The 432-nt window shown below is 57.9% G+C and carries 1 protein-coding gene; it reads left to right on the top strand.

Going from position 1 to position 432, the window contains the following annotated elements:
* Nucleotides 1–63: 63 nt before the first annotated feature.
* Nucleotides 64–432, top strand: a 369-nt coding sequence (locus D7X96_RS39280; RefSeq protein ID WP_208647460.1) for a 3'-5' exonuclease, incomplete at its 3' end; no start/stop codon positions are given.

The raw sequence follows: 432 nt of genomic DNA, 5'->3' as shown, positions 1-432 counted from the left end.
GGGGTATGGGGAACGGTTGAGGCTGTCCTTCATCGCCCCGGTGTGCTGGTGCGTCTGGTAAGCATGGCAGGTGGTGAGCGATACGTCACCGATCTACGTCAGGTGGCACAAAAGGCGCATATTGCGGCCTGTGAAGGAAGATTGACGGCGACGGCAACCGCAGCGTGGATCCGCGAGCAACAGCAACTAGCAGGCGACGACGAACCCCGTCGCCTTGATAGTGACCAACAGGCTGTCATCATCATGACCATCCATGAGGCAAAGGGTCTGGGATTCCCCGTCGTGTTATTGCCTGACATCACCAATGGATGGGCGCCGAAGCAGAGCATCAATGGTCCGATCGTGTGGCACGACGGGCAACGGCGTGTATTGGACATCAGTTCGCAAGGAACCGATCGTTCTATAGCAGTCGAGAGCCACGAAGAGGACGAG

The sequence above is a fragment of the Corallococcus interemptor genome (genome assembly GCF_003668875.1).
GTDB lineage: Bacteria > Myxococcota > Myxococcia > Myxococcales > Myxococcaceae > Corallococcus > Corallococcus interemptor.
The sequence above is the reverse complement of the archived record's forward strand: the minus strand, read 5'-3'. Positions and strand labels throughout refer to the sequence as shown.